This is a genomic window from Paenibacillus sp. FSL R5-0623, assembly GCF_037974265.1.
Classification (GTDB): domain Bacteria; phylum Bacillota; class Bacilli; order Paenibacillales; family Paenibacillaceae; genus Paenibacillus.
The window spans coordinates 5,583,098-5,604,411 of the sequence record NZ_CP150233.1; the positions used below are offsets into that span (position 1 = coordinate 5,583,098).

General features: G+C 46.8%; 22 protein-coding genes and 1 riboswitch. Of the genes, 5 read left to right on the forward strand and 17 right to left on the reverse strand.

The annotated features are described in order from the left end of the window. Positions 1–58 precede the first annotated feature (58 nt). Together MKY92_RS24555 and MKY92_RS24560 are read right to left on the reverse strand one after the other, a co-directional pair. Positions 59–700 (reverse strand): NAD(P)-dependent oxidoreductase, encoded by a 642-nt coding sequence (locus MKY92_RS24555; RefSeq protein WP_036605754.1) that lies wholly within the window; start codon positions 698–700, stop codon positions 59–61. Between the two features lie 224 nt (positions 701–924). Continuing rightward, entirely contained in the window at positions 925–1,281 is a 357-nt protein-coding gene (locus tag MKY92_RS24560; protein ID WP_036605753.1) for an iron-sulfur cluster assembly accessory protein, read from the reverse strand. A gap of 630 nt (positions 1,282–1,911) precedes the next feature. Between MKY92_RS24560 and mqnE the strand changes: the two genes are divergently transcribed. Together mqnE and MKY92_RS24570 are read left to right on the forward strand one after the other, a co-directional pair. After that, a complete protein-coding gene (gene mqnE, locus MKY92_RS24565; RefSeq protein WP_047841294.1) occupies positions 1,912–3,018 on the forward strand; it encodes an aminofutalosine synthase MqnE in 1,107 nt (368 codons plus the stop codon). A 233-nt stretch (positions 3,019–3,251) separates the two neighbouring features. Beyond that, positions 3,252–4,313 (forward strand): NAD(P)/FAD-dependent oxidoreductase, encoded by a 1,062-nt coding sequence (locus tag MKY92_RS24570; RefSeq protein ID WP_036673332.1) that lies wholly within the window; start codon positions 3,252–3,254, stop codon positions 4,311–4,313. Here MKY92_RS24570 and MKY92_RS24575 read toward each other — a convergent pair. Then, positions 4,310–4,564 carry a YuzB family protein gene (locus MKY92_RS24575; protein ID WP_036605750.1) on the reverse strand — a complete coding sequence of 85 codons (255 nt, stop codon included), beginning with the start codon at positions 4,562–4,564 and terminating at the stop codon, positions 4,310–4,312. The genes MKY92_RS24570 and MKY92_RS24575 overlap by 4 nt on opposite strands. An 80-nt stretch (positions 4,565–4,644) precedes the next feature. Between MKY92_RS24575 and MKY92_RS24580 the strand changes: the two genes are divergently transcribed. Then, the gene (locus MKY92_RS24580; RefSeq protein WP_053783253.1) at positions 4,645–4,890 is read left to right on the forward strand and encodes a NifU family protein; all 246 of its coding nucleotides are present in this window, start codon (positions 4,645–4,647) and stop codon (positions 4,888–4,890) included. 138 nt (positions 4,891–5,028) lie between these two features. Here the strand turns inward: MKY92_RS24580 and MKY92_RS24585 are convergent, their stop codons facing one another. Further along, positions 5,029–5,808, reverse strand: coding sequence for an SDR family oxidoreductase (locus MKY92_RS24585; RefSeq protein ID WP_017692411.1), 780 nt, complete (start codon positions 5,806–5,808; stop codon positions 5,029–5,031). A gap of 171 nt (positions 5,809–5,979) precedes the next feature. On the opposite strand from MKY92_RS24585, the gene MKY92_RS24590 reads away from it, so the two are divergent. Further along, complete coding sequence (locus MKY92_RS24590; protein WP_339297965.1) at positions 5,980–6,978, forward strand: DUF2167 domain-containing protein; 999 nt, start codon at positions 5,980–5,982, stop codon at positions 6,976–6,978. 124 nt (positions 6,979–7,102) lie between these two features. On the opposite strand, the gene MKY92_RS24595 is transcribed toward MKY92_RS24590, so the two are convergent. From MKY92_RS24595 to MKY92_RS24620, 6 genes are all read right to left on the reverse strand, one after another. Continuing rightward, positions 7,103–7,942, reverse strand: a complete 840-nt coding sequence (locus MKY92_RS24595) for a MetQ/NlpA family ABC transporter substrate-binding protein (RefSeq protein WP_339297966.1) — start codon at positions 7,940–7,942, stop codon at positions 7,103–7,105. Positions 7,943–8,017: 75 nt separating this feature from the next. Then, the gene (locus MKY92_RS24600) at positions 8,018–8,677 is read right to left on the reverse strand and encodes a methionine ABC transporter permease (RefSeq protein ID WP_047841298.1); all 660 of its coding nucleotides are present in this window, start codon (positions 8,675–8,677) and stop codon (positions 8,018–8,020) included. Further along, positions 8,678–9,712 (reverse strand): methionine ABC transporter ATP-binding protein, encoded by a 1,035-nt coding sequence (locus MKY92_RS24605; protein WP_339297967.1) that lies wholly within the window; start codon positions 9,710–9,712, stop codon positions 8,678–8,680. Positions 9,713–9,839: 127 nt separating this feature from the next. Then, a riboswitch (SAM riboswitch) is annotated at positions 9,840–9,981 on the reverse strand. Between the two features lie 136 nt (positions 9,982–10,117). Beyond that, positions 10,118–10,834 (reverse strand): Cthe_2314 family HEPN domain-containing protein, encoded by a 717-nt coding sequence (locus MKY92_RS24610; protein WP_339297968.1) that lies wholly within the window; start codon positions 10,832–10,834, stop codon positions 10,118–10,120. A 191-nt stretch (positions 10,835–11,025) separates the two neighbouring features. Then, positions 11,026–11,949, reverse strand: coding sequence for a heme A synthase (locus MKY92_RS24615; protein WP_339297969.1), 924 nt, complete (start codon positions 11,947–11,949; stop codon positions 11,026–11,028). 517 nt (positions 11,950–12,466) lie between these two features. Then, positions 12,467–12,811, reverse strand: coding sequence for a thioredoxin family protein (locus MKY92_RS24620; protein WP_017692403.1), 345 nt, complete (start codon positions 12,809–12,811; stop codon positions 12,467–12,469). A gap of 142 nt (positions 12,812–12,953) precedes the next feature. On the opposite strand from MKY92_RS24620, the gene MKY92_RS24625 reads away from it, so the two are divergent. Then, positions 12,954–14,240, forward strand: a complete 1,287-nt coding sequence (locus MKY92_RS24625) for a DUF2515 family protein (protein ID WP_339297970.1) — start codon at positions 12,954–12,956, stop codon at positions 14,238–14,240. A gap of 197 nt (positions 14,241–14,437) precedes the next feature. On the opposite strand, the gene MKY92_RS24630 is transcribed toward MKY92_RS24625, so the two are convergent. The 7 genes from MKY92_RS24630 to MKY92_RS24660 all read right to left on the reverse strand — a co-directional run bounded on the left by MKY92_RS24630 (position 14,438) and on the right by MKY92_RS24660 (position 21,310). Then, complete coding sequence (locus tag MKY92_RS24630; RefSeq protein ID WP_339297971.1) at positions 14,438–16,066, reverse strand: polysaccharide biosynthesis protein; 1,629 nt, start codon at positions 16,064–16,066, stop codon at positions 14,438–14,440. Positions 16,067–16,127: 61 nt separating this feature from the next. After that, positions 16,128–16,568, reverse strand: coding sequence for a DUF456 domain-containing protein (locus MKY92_RS24635; RefSeq protein ID WP_339301905.1), 441 nt, complete (start codon positions 16,566–16,568; stop codon positions 16,128–16,130). A 54-nt stretch (positions 16,569–16,622) separates the two neighbouring features. Then, positions 16,623–17,372: a Cof-type HAD-IIB family hydrolase gene (locus MKY92_RS24640; protein WP_237178538.1), complete on the reverse strand. Its 750-nt coding sequence runs from the start codon at positions 17,370–17,372 to the stop codon at positions 16,623–16,625. A 305-nt stretch (positions 17,373–17,677) separates the two neighbouring features. Continuing rightward, the gene (locus MKY92_RS24645; RefSeq protein WP_076328977.1) at positions 17,678–18,550 is read right to left on the reverse strand and encodes a metal ABC transporter permease; all 873 of its coding nucleotides are present in this window, start codon (positions 18,548–18,550) and stop codon (positions 17,678–17,680) included. Then, a complete protein-coding gene (locus MKY92_RS24650) occupies positions 18,550–19,509 on the reverse strand; it encodes a metal ABC transporter permease (RefSeq protein WP_339297972.1) in 960 nt (319 codons plus the stop codon). The genes MKY92_RS24645 and MKY92_RS24650 overlap by 1 nt, the downstream gene beginning before the upstream one ends. 3 nt (positions 19,510–19,512) lie before the next feature. Next, the gene (locus tag MKY92_RS24655; protein WP_235193917.1) at positions 19,513–20,334 is read right to left on the reverse strand and encodes a metal ABC transporter ATP-binding protein; all 822 of its coding nucleotides are present in this window, start codon (positions 20,332–20,334) and stop codon (positions 19,513–19,515) included. Between the two features lie 31 nt (positions 20,335–20,365). Beyond that, positions 20,366–21,310 carry a zinc ABC transporter substrate-binding protein gene (locus MKY92_RS24660; RefSeq protein ID WP_339297973.1) on the reverse strand — a complete coding sequence of 315 codons (945 nt, stop codon included), beginning with the start codon at positions 21,308–21,310 and terminating at the stop codon, positions 20,366–20,368. Positions 21,311–21,314 lie beyond the last annotated feature (4 nt).

Consider the following 21,314-nt stretch of genomic DNA (forward strand, 5'->3'; position numbering starts at 1 on the left):
TGATCTGTCGTGATCAACGTCCGTTTTATAAGGTTCTTTATACGTTATACGAGATGAATTACTTCACTTCACCAACAACGGTAAATCGCTCGTTTTTGTGTTGTGGATTCTCGATCTCATCAACCAAAGCAATCGCATAGTCTGCATAACTGATGTAGCTGTTGCCTTCGCTATTCACGAGAATAACGTCGTTGCCTGCTTGATATTTGCCGGTGCGTACACCTTCTGGATTAAAGAATCCAGCCGGGCTCAAGAATGTCCATTGAATACCCGAAGATGCTTGCAGATCCTGCAAGTTTTGGCCTTGGTTCGTTGCAGTTGCTTTGTAAGCATCCGGGAATCCTGGGGATTCAAAGACACGCAACGTTTTGGACTCATCTGTGAAAAGGCTTCCTGCTCCACCCACAACGATCAGACGAGTGTTTGGTGCATCTTTCAGGATGTTGATCAACGCTTGTCCTACTTCCACATGCAGGTTTTCTTTACCCGCTGGAGCACCAAATGCATTTACAACCACATCAAACGCTTTAAGATCTTCAGCTGTAAGATCGAATACATCTTTCTCCAATGTATTCAGACTTTTATCTTCCAATTTGGATGCATTACGAACGATTGCCGTTACTTTATGCCCTCTGTCTGCTGCTTCTTTCAAAATTACACTTCCTGCTTTGCCTGTTGCACCAATGATTGCAATGTTCATCATGATCTCTCCTTTAAATTATCGATATTGTTTGTGTTTGAACTTTATATTGTAACTATAGTTGTTACAACTAAGTTTGTCAACCATGCACAATCAGTACACGCAAAAAAGCCCCTGATATCATGTCCGTACAAAACGGATACAATTCAGAGGCTATTTATTAAAGGGAATGCAAACTGCTTATTTCAAAACAAGATTGGGAAACCGCTGTACAACTCCGTTTCTTAACAATCCTTATCAGGCACACCCGCATCTTCCTTAGTACGGAAAGAAGATCCACAGCCACAAGTGGCTACCGCATTCGGATTATGGATGGTGAACCCACCCGTCATACCGGACTCTTCAAAATCAATTTCGAGACCATCCAGGTATTTCAGGTTTTCCTTCTCGACTACAACCTTCATACTCTGAATATCCATATACAGGTCCTCATCGGACTCTTTATCGTCAAAGCCCATGGCGTACGAAAATCCGGTGCAACCGCCCGGTGCTACGCCAAGACGCAGGAACATACCAGGTGTCTCTTGCTGTGCAAGCATCTCTTTCAATCTGTCAGCAGCCGTTTCGCTGATGTTAATCATGCCAGGTCACTCTCCTTTTTCATATAAAATCATGTTCAAAAAGGGCGCTTTTCAGTACCAAGAAGATGGGATGAAGATAGAAATGGAGTAGCGGAGCGTAGGCAAAACTACGTGAGCAACGGACATTTCGGCTGAATCCCATATTCGACGCTGAGATGCCGCTAGGCATCCTTCGTAATCAAAAGCGTACTTTTTGAACAACCTTTCATTAACTCTTCTTTAAATTATACTCCACCCCGTCAAGGGTCTCAAGTCATGTTTGCCTCTTTCCGCGTTCCCCCTCTACTCCTTTTTCTTCCCAGTGTATTGAACCCCCGCGACACGAGGTTTATAATGAATAGGTGGTCGCACTGAAATGTCGATATTTTGTCATGACTTATTCAGGTGACGATCATATATAGAGTTGTAATTTTTTTCACATTTCGAGACTGTCCGCAGTCCCCAATGCATATAGAGTCACAGGACTCACTTTAATGAAAAAATTAGCTTTACGTACGCAGCACACGCTGCACCGGGTAAATAAGAGTTAGTCCATATAAGAAGGCGGCAGTTGACCGCATCTTTGCTATGTAGTTCTGTATACAGATCCTACACACAACTCAAATCCGGTTAAGAACAGGAGGAAACAGTATGTCTACATTGGTAACACCGTTCACAGACAAAAGAATGGCTGAAATCGTTGAGAAAGTGCAGAACGGCGTAAGGCTGAACGTAGAAGACGGCGTATATCTGTATGAAACAGATGATCTGCTGACTTTGGGCCAGCTGGCCAATGAGGCCAACTTGCGGAAAAATGGTAAGAAAGTATATTTCATCGAAAACATGAGTCTTTATTTTACGAACGTATGTGAAGCCCACTGCGCTTTTTGTAATTTCCGCAAAGACCAGGGTGAAGAAGGCTCCTATACATTATCCGGTCAGGAAATGATCGATTATGTAGAACAGCATATTCATCCGGGCGTGCGTGAGTTCCATATTGTAGGCGGACATAATAACCATGTTCCTTTTCAGTATTATGTCGATTCCCTGCGTGCTTTAAACGAGAAATATCCGGATGTTACGCTGAAAGCCTACACGGCAGCCGAGATCGATTTCTTCACTCGCATCAGCGGACTCAGTATTAAGGAAGTTCTGCAGGAGCTGCAAAAAGCAGGTCTGAAAACATTGACTGGTGGCGGCGCTGAGATTCTGTCGGATGAATATCGCAAAAAAATGCGTGTAGACAAAGCGAACGTCGATCGTTATCTTGAGGTGCACCGTACTGCTCATAACCTGGGCATGCGTACACATACTACGATGTTGTATGGATCGATTGAATCCTATGAGGACCGGGTCAACCATATGGTGCAGATCCGTGAATTGCAAGACGAGACCAACGGATTCATGGTCTTTATCCCGCTTTCCATGCAGCCAAAAAGTAAAAACGCGAGCATTATGCGTCGTAACTCGGCTTATGAGGATCTTAAAACGATTGCGATCAGCCGCCTGATGCTGGATAACATCGATCATATCAAAGCATACTTCATTAATATCGGTCCACAGCTAGCTCAAGTTGCCCTTGGATTCGGTGCTTCGGATGCACACGGGACGATCGTTCGCGAACGGATTAGTCATGCGGCAGGTGCACTCACTCCTGAAGGCCTTACACGTAAAGAGCTCATATGGCTTATTAAGGGTGCAGGACGTATTCCGGTAGAACGTGATACGTTCTACAATGAAATTCAAGTGTACGAATAGGATATAACTCCATCACAACCAATATTGCACCAGCACCACTCCAGAACGCAGCCTTCATTATAGGGAGACGTTTGAATTCAAGTGGTGCAAACTGCTGAATAATATCTTCAATTTTCAACGTCTACTTTTTAATTATTTAAAACCAAACAAAAGGAGCAGCTATGTTATTGCATAGCTGCTCCACAGTTTACAGCCCCATTTCAGTGGGACTGATGCAGAAAGGAAGCCGAGTCATGAAAAATTTCGTCATTCTTGGAGGCGGCTATGGCGGCCTCACCATCATCAAGGAACTTCTGGAGGGTAAAATTCCATCCGATACACAAATTATTTTGGTGGACCGCAGCCCCTTTCAGGGATTAAAGACAGAATATTACGCACTCGCAGCAGGAACCGTATCTGATTATGACCTGCGTATCCAATTTCCAGTGAGCGATAAAGTCACTTACCGTTATGGAGAAGTTACTTCGATTGACCTGGAACAGCGTCAGATTGAATTTGAAGGCCAAGACCCGCTCGTGTACGACAAACTTGTCATTGGACTTGGTTGTACGGACCGTTTCCACAATACACCAGGTGCCGAAGATTATAGCTGTACCATTCAGAGCTTTAGCAAAACACGCGAGACCTACCTTCGCCTTAATGAAGTCAAAGCCTATGGCAATGTGCATATCGTAGGCGGTGGATTAAGTGGTGTCGAGATGGCAGCCGAACTTCGTGAAAGCAGACCGGATCTAAACATCAGCATTTTGGATCGTGGTGAACGTGTATTATCCGCTTTCCCGCAACGTCTATCCGTGTATGTGCATGAATGGTTCAACGAACATCAGGTAGAGACACGCGGGCATATCGCCATTTCACGTGTTGAACCTAATGCTATCTATAACCGGGATGAACAGATTCTAACGGATGCTGTCGTGTGGACTGCAGGAATTCAGCCCGTAAAAGTGGTACAGGATCTGGACGTGACCAAAGACCCTCAAGGGCGTGTCGTCCTGAATGAATACTACCAAATCCCGGAATATACCGATGTGTATGTCGTTGGTGACTGTGCCAGTGTACCTTATGCACCTAGCGGTCAAGCTGCGGAAGTACAGGGTGAGCAGATCGCCCATATTCAGCATGCCCTCTGGAAAGGCGAAAAGCCCAATCCACATCCACTCAAGCTTCGTGGCACACTGGGTGCACTCGGCAAGAAGTCTGGGTTTGGGCTGATGGGCAAAACGTCCATGATGGGACGTGTACCTCGTATTTTGAAAAGTGGTGTGCTCTGGATGTCCAAGCGCCATCTCGGTTAGTCGAGATCGAGCTCGTCCCAGACATCGGCTTCGGCAATTTTGGCCAGAATGGCGTTATATAGATCTTCCACTTTGTCCGTGATGACAACTTCACCATTCACCAGTGCAAAAGGAGTCATGGAACATTGGCCGCAATTGGTGAGGCAGCCGTATTCAATCACATCATAGTCTGGATTTTCTTCCAGTTGATCCATGACTTCATCTGTGCCAAAATGCATATTATTGGCACAAAATTCAATAATCGGTCTCATTTAGGTTCACCTGCTTTGTTTGACCATTTTAATTTGTGGCCATTTGTAATATAATATAGGAAGGAAAGGAGTTGAACAATATGAGCGAAAACGCACAAAGCACCATGTATGATGAGGTATCTGATGTGCTTGATAAACTTCGTCCGTTCCTGCAGCGCGATGGCGGTGACGTGGAACTGGTCGACGTGGAGGACGGCATCATTAAGCTGAAACTGGTCGGTGCCTGCGGCAGTTGCCCAAGCTCCACCATTACCTTAAAGGCCGGGATTGAACGTGCCCTTCTCGAAGAAGTAGAGGGTGTACAAGAAGTCGTACAAGTATTCTAATCAATCCTTCACGAAATAAACCTCAAGAGCCTTTCGCTTCGCATGGAGCGAAGGGCTCTTTTTTTGTGTGCATATGCAGAGAGTCCATTTCATCTGTCCCTTTGACGGGTTTCCACGTACAATCCTTCAATTCACCTTTTAAGTATCCTCGCGCTGTATGGTTGGACGAATCGGATCAAGTCCTCCAGATACATCCATAATGTTGCCTGTTATAAAATCGGAATGATCAAGGCACAGATACGTAATCACTCGTGCAATATCTTCACCGCTGCCTGGACGCCCTCTTGGCGTTTCCTCGTCGGTGATGCCTGCCATTTCATCAATCGTTTTCTCTTTGTTCGCACCACGAATGTCACCTGGACATACCATGTTAACTGTAATTCCATACGGGGCTTCTTCAACCGCGAGTGTCTTTGTAAAAGATACCAGACCCACCTTGGCAGCCGCATATACGGCGCGATGAGGCCAGGATCTCGCTTCTCCAGCATGACTGAAGCCAAAATGGATAATGCGTCCCCATTGCTTGCGTCTCATCTCTGGCAATACACGCTGATCCAGTAACATCGGTCCCAACAGATTTCCCTGCACAAGCATCTGGACCTCAGCTTCAGAATAATCCGCAAATAATCGTCGTTCACGGACAAATGGACCCGCGTTATTCACCAAAATATCAATGCTGCCCAGGTTGCCTTCCACCTGCTCAACCAATGAAGAGATATCTTCCACCTTGGATATATCAGCCTGGATGGCAATGCACCGCACACCCTTGGCTATAATCTGAGCCTTTAAAGCCTCAGCTTCTGTTCTGCTGTGTACATAGTTAAGGGCAATATGACACCCTTGATCTGCCAGACTGAGGGCCGTCATTTTACCAAGACCTTTGGCACTTCCCGTTATGAGGGCAATCTTTCCCTTCACGTTCATCCCCCTCTTCAAAGAGCAGTCACTATCCAGTATAAAAGATTTATCGTCCTCCTACAACTCACTTATCCACAAGGGATTATCCACCTTTAATTCCAAATATATCTTGATCGAAATCAAACACCTATGGTACTGTCGAGGATATAACCCGAAAGGACCTCTACATGAATGAATAACAAAAGATGGATATCATTTCTTACACTTTTAATGTTGAGTTTGTTCACAGTCTCTAGTGCCTTACAGGTATCAGCCGCAAATGAGACTGAACAAACACCTGATGAGTATGATTGGATTACTGGACCAGCATCTGTCTCTCTGGACGGTAAGGCCACCCTGGAAGTCCCTGAGAGCCATTCCTATCTGGATAAGGCCAATACCCAACGCTCGATACTTAACAGTGATGGGAAGCCTAACGGGAATGAAATCGGAAGCCTAACCAGCAATAGTGAATTCGGCTCGTGGTATGTTGTGTTTGAGTACGTGAAAACAGGTCATATCCATGATGACGATCAAAATTTGAGTGCCGAAGAACTGTTAAGCAGTTATATCCGAGGCACAGAAGAAGATAACAGAGAACTTGATCCTGAATATAGAACGTACATAACGGGGTGGGAAATCGAACCGGCATATGACAGTACCAAACATCAGTTGGTTTACTCCCTTGGTTTTAAGAATGCTGATCAGCAATCCATGGTCAATTACAATGTAAAACTCCTGACACGCGAAGGGTACATCACAGCCATTCTGGTTACAGATACGGCCAACTTTCAACAGAGCCGCCAGGAATTCGAGGAAACTGTCCTTAATCAACTTAGCATCAATGCAGGATATACCTACGAGGAGTACAATGCTTCGACTGACAAAACATCCACCATAGGACTCAACAGTCTTCTGATGGGCGGGATCGGGTACACGGCTTCCCAGAAATTCAGTGCTCTTCTTTTGCTCAAAAAAGGATGGGCTTTGATCCTGGTTGTCCTTCTTGGACTAATCGGTTGGATCAGATACAAGCTCAAAAGCTCACACGCAGAAGAAGAAACACTCTCTCCCTCCGAGAGGACGTACCTGCAAGAAGCAGATGAGCAGCAGTATGCTGATCAGAATGAATTATCCTACTACCGCCAATCTGGGCATCCATCCAACGCGGAGAAACAAGATAAGCCCTAACCCTTCCCTTATTGATCCCCACATCAGCACAGACTTAGGAAACATAAAATAAGCCGTATATCTCTTCTGGAGAGACATACGGCTTATTCTTAATAGCTTCACATCATATCATACATATCGTGAATTATTCAGTTGCAGGTTCAACTGCACCTTTATAACGTTCTTTGATGAATGTTTTTACTTCTTCGGAGTGCAAAGCAGCAGCCAGTTTTTGAATTGCATCTGCATCCTTGTTATCCTCACGGGAAACGAGGATGTTTGCATATGGGTTACCTTGCAGATCTTCGATCAGCAAAGCATCATTCGCCGGATTCAGGTTCGCTTCGAGTGCATAGTTGGCGTTGATGAATACCAGATCCGCTTCATCCAATTGACGAGGCATCATGGCTGCATCCAGCTCAATGATATCCAGGTTCTTCGGATTGGCTGTGATATCTTGAATCGTAGATGCAATATTTGTGTTGTCTTTCAGCGTAATAATGCCTTCCTTCGCGAGCAACAATAGGGCACGTCCACCATTCGATGGGTCATTCGGAATCGCTACTTTTGCGCCGTCTGCCAATTCATCCAAAGACTTAATCTTCTTGGAGTAGCCGCCAAAAGGTTCAACATGAACAGGTGTTACAGCAACGAGGTTGAATCCACGTTCTTTATTTTCTGTATCCAGGTAAGGCTGATGCTGGAAGAAGTTTGCATCCAATTTTTTGTCAGCAAGCTGCTGGTTGGGTTGAACATAGTCATTAAATGTAACGACTTGCAAACGAATACCTTGTGCTTCCAGTTCAGGCTTGATGCTTTCCAGAATCTCTGCATGTGGTGTGGGTGAAGCTCCAACTTTCAATTCAACCGTGCGTGGTGCACCTGCTGAATTGTCTGCGCCGCTATCCGAGTCCTTGTTGTTTCCGCAAGCTGCGAGAACCGCAATCAACATAAGACTAAGTAAAGCAAAAGACCATTTTTTCATGTGTAAAACCCCTTCTCTAATCATTTTTGTCATGTGGCGTCCGCATTATTGCATATCCATCATGTTATCTATGTGTTATTTCCTGGTGAAAAATGTAACCAAGCGATCTCCAGCCATCTGGAGAATTTGCACAAGAATGATCATCGATACTACGGATATAATCATGATTTCATTTTGATAACGATAATACCCATAGTTGATTGCCAGCGTTCCCAGTCCTCCACCACCAACCATGCCCGCCATCGCTGTGTAAGAGACAAGCGTAACAATGGTAATGGTAATCCCAGCAACCAAACCAGGTAATGCTTCAGGCAGTAATACCCGTCTTACAATCTGTCCGGTCGATGCACCCATCGACTGTGCCGCTTCAATGACACCCCGATCAACTTCTCGTAACGTCGTCTCCACCAATCGAGCAAAGTAAGGAGCTGCTGAAATAACTAATGGCGGTATAACCCCTAACACACCTGTAGCAGTACCGACGAGTGAACGAGTGAATGGAATAAGAGCAACAATTAATATGATAAATGGGACTGAGCGCAAAATATTCACAATCAAGGACAATATAATGTACACCGTCCGTGACTTGATCGAAGCAGATCGGGCTGTCATGAACAGCAGTACTCCGAGCGGTAAACCAAAGATAACAGTAAACAAGCCTGATACACCCAAAATTTGCAGTGTCTCTATGGAAGCTTTACCAACCTCTTCCCAGCGAACGGTTGAAAAATCCATCTAACGAAGCACCTCCACATCAAGTCCCTCAGCGGTTAGTTCTGATATCGTCCGATCAATCGCATTTGAATCACCCTCGAACCGAACGGTCAGCTGTCCATAAGGTACCTGTTTAATCGTAGAGATTGTTCCTTGCAGGATGGCAAAATCCACGCCTGTCTTACGTACCGTTCTGGACAAAATCGCTTCATATGTTTTGTTACCCAGAAAAGATATCTTCACAAGTTTGGAAGCAGCACCTGCCTGCAATTCAACGCCTGCATTCGCCAGAGCGGTCTCTTCCAGAGCAAGTCCAGCTTCATGGTCACGCATCATGAAGTCCCGCGTAATCGCATGTTTCGGCTTCAGGAACACTTCTGTTACAGGTCCCTGTTCCACAATGCCACCTTGATGAATAACAGCCACCTTGTCACAGATGTTCTGAATGACATGCATCTCATGTGTAATCAGTACAATCGTGAGGTTATACTTTTCATTAATGTCGAGTAATAACTTCAGGATTGAATTTGTCGTCTGCGGATCAAGTGCCGAAGTAGCCTCATCACAGAGAAGTACATTCGGATCACTTGCAAGTGCTCTCGCAATCCCTACACGTTGTTTCTGGCCACCCGATAATTGAGCCGGATATTTGCTGCTATGGTGCTCCAGACCAACCAGTGCCAGCATTTCCTTCACTTTGCGATCAATGGCTTCCTTGGGTGTATTCACAAGCTTTAGTGGAAAAGCTACATTGTCATATACCGTTGCCGAGGATAACAGATTAAAGTGTTGAAAAATCATCCCGATTTTGCGTCTCTGTTGCTGCAATTCGGTTTTGCTCAGTTCAGTCAGGTTGATTCCGTCAACCCATACTTCACCCTCCGTAGGCCGTTCCAGCAAATTAATACAGCGAATCAATGTGCTTTTGCCCGCTCCGGAATGGCCAATCACTCCGTAGATTTCACCCTTTTGGATGCTCAAATTCAGCTCGGACAACGCTGTTGTAGATTTTGCCCCTTTGCCGTACGTTTTCGTTAAACCTTTTAATTCAATCAATCGCACTTGCCCCTTTCCAACCACCTACATGTATCTTTACCCGATCTAAAGGAAAACTCCCCTTAAAGTACAAAAAAAAGAGCCCTTTGCAGATACAAAGAGGGCTCTTTACGTGAAAGAATATACCTTCTCATCTGCCAAAATCGTGTCTCGCACCATTTTGTAGGAATTAGCACCTAACATCTATAACGAATGATACATGTATCATGTCGTTACAAATCGGTTGCCGGGCTTCATCGGGCCTGTCCCTCCGCCGCTCTCGATAAGAAATATGTTGTTGTAGGATTTTATAAGTTCATGTAGTTTATGCTTTATAATGTGAACGTAACTTTTGAAATATCAGTTCAATCTTTGTCACTGTAACATACTAATTGAAACTCAGTATATTCCAAGTATTCCGATTTGTCAAAGGGAATTATTTCTTTTCCATATTTTGTTGATATAACTATAAGAGGCTGTTAACGTTTCACAGACCATATCCACGCCCTGACGCATTTCCTGCACATGCTGATTCAGATCCTCCAATTTCACTTTACCTTGCAGGGTCTGATGTAACTGCCACAGGTCATCATGCATTTCAGAGTTCATGTAGTGAATTTCCATATTACGTCGTTTGCGCAGCTTGCTCATCGGTTCACGATAAGAGTCCTTGATCTGTATTAATTGCAACGCAAGATCATGATGCTCCCTCGCATAATCGAACTGCCTTAACACCGTAAAATAAGAAAAATGCGCTTTGGTATTGGAAGTATTCAGCTGGAATATTTCATTTAATACCGTGCCCACTTTATCCAGAATGGCAAAGCAGCGGATAAAGCCATCTTTGTAGAAATACACATACCGGGCATACTCGGCTTTTTCTGCCGGGGTCATATCGTCTGTTGAGCCTGCAACGACCTTTTTGCGAAAATGTGCAGCAGCGAAACAGCTTTGCTCCAGTTCATCCAATGAGGAGATGAGTCCCTGGGTCCACACATACAGTTTCCGATAGTCATGCGTGGGATCATGGTCCACATGCATTTGTCGCTGAAATAGCTCAAGCGTATGCGCCATTGCGTCCATCGCTGCCTTCAATTTACCTTCGTTTATACGTGGCTTTTCCCCCAACAACGTTCGCAGCATATCTAACCTCCTCTTTTCCAAATCAACAAGAATTCATCACCGTAAACGTAACACATCATCCATTCCGTGTAATTGCTGCTTGCCATAGGTTGCCCTGATCCCCCTGACATCAAACAAAGTCCACCTGTCCAATGATGTACATCACTGGATGGTGAACTTTCATGTTTAGCCCACAAGAATGGAGCTATGTCTTAGAATCGATTAACCGGGCGATGCAGCTTGTACACCAGGAAACTCATATACGTTAAGACTCCGAACAATAGGGCGATATCCAGCATATGAGCAAGAGCTACGAACATGTATACTTCAGGACGGTTCATTGTCACCATCATGAAAATACCAATGACTACTTGCATCAGAATAAGAACAACGGATACCACACCAAGAGTACGCATTTCCTTGTTGTCCGGATGATTACGGTAAGCGAAGTGACCCAGGATTGCGATAACAATCACGAGCGACGCAGCTGCTGCACGGTGAGCAAAAGCAACCGCTACCCCACCTGAAAGCTCAGGAATAATCTGCCCGTTACAGAGCGGAAATCCGGAACATCCGCCGGCAGAATCCGTGTGGCTCACAAATGCACCCGTGTATACCACGAGATATGTGTAAATGGTGGAGAACCAGACCAGATTCCTGAATTTTTTAGTGACCCGAGGGTATTTATTCAGGCGCTCCAATCCACCATCTTTGGCCTCCTGCCTTATGCCCAGCGCCATCATTAGGGAACTGGCAAAAGCAATCAGTGCAAAGCCGAAATGCAGTGCCATGACTGCTGAAGATTGGGAGAAGACAACGGCAAAAGCCCCCATGATTCCCTGGACGATAACAAATACCAGAGTTAAGAAAGAAAACAATTGCAGGTCACGGCGTGACTTGCCGAATCGCAGAAAAGCCACAAACGAGGCAATGGACAACAGTCCAGCCAGTGCACTCACAGCGCGATGGGAATATTCAATGAGTGAAGCCACAGTATGTGCGGGAACGAGTTTTCCGTTACATAAAGGCCATTCCGTTCCGCAGCCAAGGCCCGATTCCGTTTTGGTTACAATGCCTCCACCAAAAGTGGCCAGAAACATGACAAGACAGGTTAATACGGTTAACCATTTAAACAAAGTTAAGTGTTTCAATTTTTTCTCACCCGCTGTTGGTTTAAGATGGCGAAGAATATTCTCCGCTTGTTTCGGTACTTTGACACTTATTTCACAACTAAATTCATTATACCGGATAAAATGTTCATTGACGTCGCGCTTTGTGACAAAATGTTAACGTCTGGTGAAATAATGACCCACAGGTCATTGAGGATATGTAGAGAAAGGTTTCTTACATAGAACATGTCGAACACACAAACGCCATTTCCCTATTTCAAGAGAAATGGCGTTCTTTTTATTATACCCTTTTACGACATGAACCTGTCATACTTTTATATAAGTTCAATGAAACATTTACACAATAACGGAGAAGACAGAAATAACCAGAAGAAGCGAAGCTAAAAGCTTTCTGAAAGAAAGCTGCATCGGAAGCATATGCTTCGCCTTTATCCCCAGATTTCCCCCTTTATAAAAGGGATCAAAAGGTTATTCTGTCATCGGAGTGTCTGTGTGAATATTCATTAGTTGAACTTGTATAACTTCATTTATGGATCGTGTTGTACACCTCAACTGCGCGATCCAGGAACTGCTCAATCTCTTCTCTCGACTTGCGCAGCTTGTTCACATACCGTACCAGTTCGCGGCCATCTGTATACGCCACAAAGCTTGGGATGCCAAGAATATTCTGTTCTTCACTAACAGTTCCAACCTGATCCACATCGACCTCAATCAAAGTCAGTTCACGTGCATATTTCTCTTCAACCTCAGGCATAAACGGATCAATGTATTTGCAGTCACCACACCAGTCTGCCTTGAATACGGCAATCGTCAAACGTGGGGATTGGATGGCTACATCAAAAGCCGGTTTGGAAGTAATCTGTTCCATTCAGTTCATCTCCCTTTCTGTACCTTGTCTTACCCTAAGTGAAGCAAATTGGCGAGTGGAAGTCAAATAATCAGCGCATACTTAGAATAAACCACATGCTCTGTGAATTTAAACCCAGAACATCATGAAAGGATGTCACATCATGACTTCCACCAGAACCGATTCTTCCAGCGAACAGCATCACGGTTCCCTCCTGCAGATGGTCCGTTCCATTCCGGGTGCTGCCCGGGAAATCTGGCGTGGCAAACAGGCTGCATGGCAAGCTTCAGCACAGCTTCGTCACCCCTTGCGTGACATCGATTGGGATACCGATACGGCAGCTGCCTTGCAGTCTGAGGTGGAGCGTTTGTTACCTGCGGGCAGCAAATCTTTTGCACGCACGGACCAGGTTCAAAGCGCACTCGTCTGCGAAGAAGATTGCATCATTCTGGAAGAGATTAAGACACTGACCCAGGAGCATAATCGGAGTAATATCACCCGCACGGCAGCCTATCTGGAATGTTATGAGCAATATCCCGAACTGCATTGGGCACTGCTGGCCCATATGGTCTCTCGCAACGGCGGATATCACATGACAGATCTTCAGAGTGACTTGATGCATAATCTGCAGAATCAAAGCGATCGCGAGCGTATGTATCGGCTGCTGGAGCGATGCAATGCACTCATTTTCCAGGATGCATATCCCCAGCTTCTGCTGTATATGAACAGTCGTCGGATCGGACGAAGCTGTTTCCATCTCTTGTCGCACTTTCACGTATCGGCGTTTATGACGCCGTTTTGGGAACGCTTTTGGCTGGAACGATGCAGTTCACTGCTAAGTGTGGCATTAATTATTAATGAGCAGAACTATATCGAGAGCCGAGTCGTGCAGCATCCTTATTTTCAAAAAGAAGTACTCTCCAAACCCGCATTCCATCTGCATAATCTGGCGGGTCTGAATCATATCGTTTTCCCTCTTGGACGAGGAGCAGGACTCGCAGGACGCGTCATTGAACATTTTGGCAAGTTGGATGAGCGAATCATGTTTGGCAAAGGCCTATATGCTTTGTTGTTTGGTATGGAGCAAGTACACACACAAGTGTTGGAGTTCGCACGTTTGGTTCCCCATCGTGGCTCGCGCGCTGAATATTGGCCTGGGCTGTTTACCATTCGTGAAGACGAGGCGGGTGAACATACATTATACGCTCAGGCGTTACTGGATGAGGAATGGCTTCCAGAAGGGCAACGATTATATAGTCCGGAACTGCTCTCCGTATGGGGAGACACGCCTTATGAACCGATCACCAGACAGGACTGGCTTCAGACTCGGGATTGTCTCGGTTATCTGACGGCACCGCGGCGTCCATGGCTATTCGAGATGAGTCACGAACACCGGTATGGCATGCTGAAAACAGCACTGGCTCATGATGCTAAAGCCATCACACACTAATCTAAAGATCATATAGAGCAGGCAAAGACGGATGATGTGAACACCGATGTACCGCTAATCCTCGCTTGCTGGACTAATGTAAAGTTCAGTCGCTCAGCTCTCCTTATCTATACAAAAAGCCCTGTCCGCTTAACAGCAGACAGAGCTTGTATCCAATTTCCACAAAATAGTAATGCTTGAATGGTACTCCTTGCATTTTAAGCTCTTTGCCCAGCTCCACGTTGAAGACGCATAAGTGGACGAAGAATTTTTTGCAGGATACGTGGGTAACTGCCCAGCTCGTCCTTGCGCAGTACACGCAGCACAACCATGAGAACCAGATACACCACCACAACAAGCACACCAACCACAAGGCAGGTAAGCAAGAAGGATACACGCGCTGGAAGGAAGAGTCCAAAGATCATATTGCCAATCCAGTTCGCTGCAAATCCTACACCTGCTGCAAGCAACACTGTAATGATAAACCCTTTCCAACGCTCTCCCATGATGGAGAAATCAACGATTTTGCGAAGGACCCGCAGATTCAGGTACGTGATGACCAGGAAACAAAGCGCCGTTGCTATAATGATGCCGTAAATGCCAAAGATCGGCGCCAGAATAAGACTTGCGATCAATTTGATCACAACACCTGCTGCGACACTGATCATCGTAATCCGCGGTTTCCCTACCCCTAGTAAAATGGAGTTGGTGGTCATCATCGTAATCTGGAAAATGGTACCGAATGTCAGCAAGGCAATGATCGGTGTTCCATCCAGATTGCTAAACAGCAATCCGTTGACCGAATATGCTGCCGCACAAAGTGCAATGACAATCGGCATACCTGTCAGAATCGAAATACGCAACGCAAGTGTAACCTGACTCTTCAGATGCGCTTCATCCTTGCGGGCAAATGCTGCCGATATGACAGGCACCAACGATTGACTCAAAGCGATCGCCAGAATCGGAGGAATACCCGCAATACTTTGGGCTTTCGCACCCAGGATCGCAAGTACACCAGTCGCTTCTTCGAGTCCGATCTGGCCACTAAGCAGTGGTACCACAAGGGATGAATCGATGAAGTTAATGGCTGGAACCGCAAGTGAAGATAGCACAATTGGAATAGACAGCTTGAAGATATCACTGTAGATACCTCGCATCGGTAACTGCTCTGCACGCTCGTAATTCAATTGGGCCGCACGGTCGCTACGACGCAGCTTCAAGGTGAAGTACAGCATGACACCGAAGGCACCCACACTTCCTAATACCCCACCAAATGAGGCTCCCGCAGCAATCGTCTGGTCATCATAATTCCATTGCAGCATGACATAAGCCACGATAATGGCTGTACCTACACGGGCGAACTGTTCAACAATCTGTGAAATACCACCTGCTGTCATGTTGCCGCGTCCCTGGAAATATCCACGCATCATCGCAATGGCCGGGAACAGCAGCAAGGCTGGAGCCAAGGCACGAATGGCGCTGACCGACTCCGGTACTTTGGAGACATACGTAGCATAATAAGGTGCCGCGAACCACAATAATGCAGACATGACTACCCCGGCAACAGCCGCAAAGATCAGGGCTGCACGGTAGATCTGTTGAGCTTCACCCGCGCGTCCGAGCGCATAGCGTTCCGATACCATTTTACTAAGTGTACTCGGTATGCCCGCCGTTGCTACAGTTAACAGCATTAAATATACCGTATTGGAGATCGTAAACGATGCGTTACCGACATCTCCAAGGATATGCTCAAGCGGCACCCGTTGAACCAATCCGAGTACTCTTGCGATCAGTGCAGCGGCCGCCAGAATGAGCGTACCCCTAATGAATGTTTCTTTCTTAGACAAACGAATTCCCCTTCTTTCCTCCACACCGGACGTGCATCCCGTTGAAGCTAATCCTGAACGTTTAGGCGAATCTTACCACCCAGATAATAAAGAGAACAATCATGACGATTTGCAAAATAATTTTCATCACAGTACTCGTAAATAGCCCCACGACGGAACCAAATCCAACTTTCGACGCTTTGGAAGGTGAGGACCCTCCGATCAGTTCCCCGATAAAAGCACCGATAAATGGTCCCAGCACCAGTCCGAATGCTGGAATGACAAATGGCCCAATGATAACACCAATGGTACTCAGCGTGGTTGATAACTTGGAGCCACCGAACTTCTTCACACCCCATGCGCTGACAACATAATCAGCCACAAACAACACAACAACAATCAGAATCTGAATGATCCAGAACCACACACCAAACGGATCAAAGCTGAATAACCATCCGTAGACCAGAAACGCGAAGAAAATCGCTACAGCACCAGGCAGTATGGGATATACCGTTCCAGCCATCCCCACTGCAAACAGCAGCACAATTAAAATCCAGGCAATGGTTGCGAGCAAAGGTTACTCCCCCTTCAAAATATGTTCACGGATCACTTCAACAATACCGTCTTCATTGTTACTCGCTACGATCAGATCAGCCGCTTCCTTGACCTGCTCCTGCGCATTGCCCATTGCTACACCCAGACCCACCGCCTCAATGACAGCCAGATCATTCAGACTGTCTCCGACAGCAACAACTTCGGACATCTCGATACCCAGCAGTTTGCAGACTTCGGCTACACCACTGGCTTTGGATATTCCAGCAGGGTTGATCTCGATATTAACAGGTGAAGAATTCGTCATCTGCAGACCACCCATTTGTTGCAGTTCCATCATAATCTGGTGACGAGCTTCATCCACTTCGGTATTAAAGCCGAATTTCAGCCATTCCAGACCTTCAATATTGTCCGTCCAACGGTCACGGTTGAACAGCTCTTCCACGGAGTATGCCCAGTACCAGCTATTATATTTCTCACCAATTTCCTGCATTTGGCGAATTAATGCCGGGTCCATCAGATGACGCATATGCAGATCATGCGGAGCTTTCCAGACCTCACTACCGTTAACGGTAACCATCGGTGTCTCCAGTCCAAGTTGAACCGCATAAGGCATCGCGTGGAATACGGCTCTTCCCGTAGAAAGGCACACATGTACACCCCGACGAATGGCAATCTGAATCCACTTGGCGGTCTCCTGTGTAATTTCATGATTATCGTTAAGCAATGTTCCATCCATATCCAATGCAAGCAATTTGTATTTCAGTTCACTCATACAGTAGTTCCTCCTAGGTTATCTCTCTATTTCTCCCTAATTTCAAACTCACAACAAGATCGCCCGACATCCGCAAAAACGGATGCTCCGGACGTCACAGCTAACGACATTTTACCACAGATCATCTGTATGCAACAAAATAACCCGTAATCGGCAGGATGACGCTACATTATCATTTTATATTGCATATCTATAATTAGACTTCCCTGCAAAAAGTAATACGACCAGACACGCAAAAAACCGTCTGCAATGCAGACGGCTTCTTATAATCTTGTTTATTCACCTGTTATCTACTTAAACTTCCATTACCTTGCCGCGAATTTGCGACGAGCGTAACGGAATACAATGCCATGTTTCGGTGACAGCAACAGTGCGAGAACAAACAAAATTCCCGCAACAGCTACCATGCAGCCCGCAATGGAAGCATCCAGGGCATATGCCATGATATAACCTCCAACCGAGGATGCTGCTCCGATCAGGACGGCATACAGAATCATTTTGCCCAGACGATCTGTGAGCAGATAAGCCGCCGCCGCAGGTACAATCAGCATGCCCACAACGAGAATCGAACCAACACTTTCAAATGAAGCTACGGACGTCATCGAAACGAGTCCCATGAGCAGGTAATGGAACAGCACTACTGGAATGCCGCAGGCCGCAGCCAGCGCCGGATCAAAGGCACACAGCTTGAACTGTTTGTAGAACAGCCCAATAACGACGAGGATGACTAGCAAAGTGATACCCAGCATCCAGACTGCCCTCGGACCGACATCCGTACCTCCAAGGGTTAGCGTATCCCACTGTACATAAGCGATCTCTCCGAACAAGACACAGTCCAGATCCAGATCAATATGCTGGGCGTTCAGACTAATCAGAATGACCCCTACTGCGAAGAGTGCTGTGAACACAATTCCGATCGAGGCATCAGATGACAGTCCACCTGCCTGCAAACTCTGTATGAAGAACACCGTCAGTAATCCAAACACCGTTGCGCCGAGCAGCATCCATAATGAATCTCTGGAACCGCTCCACAGGAAAGCAATCGCAATACCGGGCAGAACCGCATGGCTGATGGCATCACCGACCAGAGCCATTCGCCTCAGAATCAGAAAACAACCGAGGATGGCGCAGGCAGAAGAAACCAGTACGGCCGTCAAGATAATCCAAAACGTTGCCATTACATCTCCCCCCGTTCCTGCTGATTTCGCTGTGCGGCGAGAGTCTGGAGTGTAGCCCGCTCTTCACGCATATATGCCGACTTTGCCTGAATGCTACGCAACCGTCGAGCTAATAATCCGCGACGTGGAGCCAGCAAGGCTGACCCGGCAAACAACACCGTAGCCGCAAGAACGGTTACAGGTCCTGTCGGCAGATTAGGTACAAGCGTACTGAAGATGGTGCCTGTTGCACCACTCAATGCACCAAATATGCCAGCGAGCAACACCATGAGTGCGAGTGAGTCAGTCCAGCAACGTGCAGCTGCTGCCGGAGTTACCAGCAAGGCCGCAACAAGCACGACACCAACGGCTTGTATTCCGGCCACCACCGCGATTACAGTCAAGAGCAGGATGAGCTGCTCCAACATAGCAACTGGCAGACCCATACCACGTGCAAATCCCGGGTCAAAACTCACCAGTTTGAATTCCTTGAACCAGGCCAGACAGGCAATCAGTAATACGAGACATACGCCACCCATGACATACACATCCGTCATGACCATGGATGCCGCCTGCCCAAACAAATATTTATCGAGTCCGCTTTGACTTCCGCTCGCCCCATGCTGGATGCGCGTCAGCATCACTACACCAACCCCGAAAAATACGGTCAGCACAATTCCCATCGCCGCATCCTGCTTGATTCGGGAGTAGCGCGTAATCCACGAGATTCCGAAGGTAGCGACAATGCCAGCCACCAGAGCACCGAACAGGAATAATCCGACCGACTTCGTTTCCGTCAACATAAATGCAATACAGATCCCGGGCAGAGCAGCATGAGCGAGGGTATCCCCCATCAGGCTCTGCTTGCGAAGAAAGGTGAAGGAGCCAATAATTCCGCTACTGAATCCCAGCAACAGACAGCCAAGTAATATCCAACGTGTATTGGGGTCAGATAAGATAGCAACGATCCAGTTCCACATGCACTACACCTGGCCTTTCTCCGTCCGGCTTCCGATCATCGCAATCCGGCCTCCGTACGTCTCTTGCAATGTATCCGGTACAAATACTTCACTTGTCGGCCCACCTGCCACCAGTCGTCCATTGAGCAGCAGCACATGGTCGAAGTATTCCTCGACTGTCGCCAGATCATGGTGAACAACCAGTACGGTCTTGCCTTGTTTCTTCAATTGTTCCAAAAGCGAAATGATCGCTTTCTCTGTGGTGGCATCCACACCTGCAAATGGCTCATCCATGAAATACAGATCTGCGTCTTGCACGAGTGCCCGCGCCAGAAAGACACGTTGCTGCTGTCCACCGGACAACTGACTGATCTGGCGGTACATGTAATCACCCATGCCGACTTGCTCCAGGCAGTGTGCCGCCAGGTCTCGCTCCTTTTTCCCCGGACGACGGAACCAGCCTAGATGACCATACCGTCCCATCATCACCACATCGAGTGCATGCGTTGGAAAATCCCAGTCCACCGATTCCCGTTGGGGCACATAACCGATGCGGCGACGTTGTTCCCTGTACGATTGACCGAAGATCCGTACCTCTCCATGCATCTTCGGTACCAGTCCCAGAACAGCTTTGATCAGGGTCGATTTCCCCGCACCATTCGGTCCGAGGATTCCGATGAGTTGTCCTTCTGGGATATCGAAGGATACACTGCTAAGCACCGGCTTTTTGTGATACGCAACGGCCAGATCCCTCACACTGAGAGGAGCCGATGTTGGCTGCGTTCCCTGCAAGTGACTATTGTTCAGTTTCGTAGGAGTTTGTTTCAATAAAGTTGTATCTTCCATAATCCTGTAACTCCTCTCTTCATGTGATTCATTATTTAAGGGCTTCTACAATCGTCTCAACATTATGGCGAATCATACCGATGTATGTGCCTTCTTCCGTTCCCTCAGCCCCCATGGCATCCGAGAACAGTTCTCCACCAATGCTGACGGTATGTCCTTTTTGAGCTGCTCCGGCAATGATGGCTTCCATCGCTTTTGCAGGTACACTCGATTCAACAAATACTGCTTTGATATGGTTATCTACGAGATAATCCCGCAGTTCGCTAACATCTTTTGCACCGTATTCGGCTGCTGTACTGATGCCCTGAAGCCCCATCACTTTCATGCCATAAGCCTGACCGAAATATCCAAATGCATCATGCGCCGTAACCAATACCCGGCTTGCTTCCGGAATCTCCAGAATCTTCTCACGCACCTCGGCATCCAGTACTTCGAGCTTCGCCAGATACGCCTCTGCCTGAGCCTTGTACTCTTCAGCATGGTCCGGGTCCGCCTCCACGAGCGTATCGCGTACGGCTTCTGCCGCATGCATCCAGTGGCTGACGTTAAACCAGACGTGTGGATCATATTCGGTGCCGCCTGTATCTTTGCCTGAGTGTAACTCCTCGACTGGAATAGTCTCTGTAACAGCAGTAACCAGCTTGCTTGAGGACATTTTCTCCAAAATGTCTGTCATTTTGCCTTCAAGATGCAGTCCATTATAGAAAATGACTTTTGCTTGTTCCAGCTTGCGAACATCACCTTGGGATGCCTTGTACAAGTGGGGGTCAACTCCCGGGCCCATTAGCCCGGTAACGTCAACATATGCCCCGCCTACCTCACGTGCTACGTCAGCAATCATTCCCGTTGTAGCGGTTACTTGTAACTTGCCACCACTGCTCGTCTCTGCACCACTGGAACATGCCGTAAGTACAATAACCAGAACCAGAGCCGCTAGCGTAATGAATCCCCTCTGAATACTCCTCATTTTCACCATTAAC